This is a genomic window from Nitrosospira multiformis (assembly GCF_003050865.1).
Classification (GTDB): Bacteria; Pseudomonadota; Gammaproteobacteria; order Burkholderiales; family Nitrosomonadaceae; genus Nitrosospira; species Nitrosospira multiformis_E.
Window position 1 is genome coordinate 1 of sequence record NZ_QAOK01000081.1, and the last position, 1,167, is coordinate 1,167.

The window sequence follows — 1,167 nt, forward strand, 5'->3', positions numbered from 1 at the left end:
TCAGTGCGACGCACTGCGAGCAGGGGTCGGTCAAGGCTTTTGACGAAGTGATCGCGCACGGGTCGGCGACATAAGCGAACTCGCTGAGTACCATGGTTCCCGCGCTTGTTCCGCCAATGGGAATCTTGAAATTCCGGACCTGCTTTGATATCAGTTGTTCCAGCAACGAGCCCTTCCAGAAATTGTAGTAGCGCCCTTGATCGCCCCCGGTTAGCCAGATTGCGCCGGCATTTCGAATGTAAAGCTCGAGGGCGGGGTCGTTAGCCGTTTCTATGTCAGGAACAATCAGAGTTACTACCGAGGCGACGGGCCCGACTATGCTGATGTAAGTATCGTCAGGCGGGTCGCTGCCATTATCAATCACGACAAAATTTCCCGGCCTCCCTGTACTGCCATCGCCACATTGGGTCATTTTGGCAATCATCCAGCTGAAGGCCTCCTTGACGTCGTCTCCTCCACCCATTAATACAGCAGTTCGTGTGCTTAACGGAATTGTGCCGCAGGGCAGGTAATCAACCAGCTCGCCATTTCGAGAGATCCCTAATCGCGATTTATTGGCTGCCTCTACCAGGCCTATCCCTGTGGAAAACACAGCAACCATGATCGGGGTTGCCATCCATCTGCATATAATTCTGGAATTTGTTTGCTGCTGAGCGAGAAAAAACCACACAAGCAATTCCATTCTTTGCCTCCCCCTTTGTCATGTGAAATTCAGTTTCACAATGGCAGTGAATTTCCCCTCTAGTCCTGTTCTCAGGCCTCAATTGTGAAATTAAGGTGAAGTATAAGTTAGAAATCGTGAAAGAAAAGTTGAAAAAGTATAAAAAATAGGAAGAAATACAAGAAAAAAGTATTAAAAAATGGGAAAAATTGACAAAAATGGAATGTATACAAGTAAAAGTGTTAAAAAGTAAGCAGTTTTGCGATGCGACGGATGCTTGCCACATGATTGCAGGGAAGATTTGCTCAAGTAAATGATGCAATGAAACATTTTGCTCTTCGTTTTAAATATTCCTCGCATGCATAACCGATTCCTCTGGTCTCCATTTTCAGCCAAATCAATTGGTGCCATTGAACCGCCCCGGGTTTTGTAGAGGCTCCAACATCTGAGAGAATGGAGCTATGAAGAAACAGAACAAGTTTTCCCCCGAGGTACGTGAGCGCGCT

2 protein-coding genes are annotated in these 1,167 nt (G+C 47.0%); both read right to left on the bottom strand.

Annotated elements, in window-relative coordinates; translation table 11 throughout:
• Positions 1-616, bottom strand: a 616-nt coding sequence (locus C8R21_RS15545) for a Type 1 glutamine amidotransferase-like domain-containing protein (RefSeq protein WP_181258983.1), incomplete at its 3' end; no start/stop codon positions are given.
• Positions 617-966: 350 nt separating this feature from the next.
• Positions 967-1,167 (bottom strand): hypothetical protein (locus tag C8R21_RS16255; protein WP_219906705.1); only part of this gene is annotated, 201 nt, incomplete at its 5' end.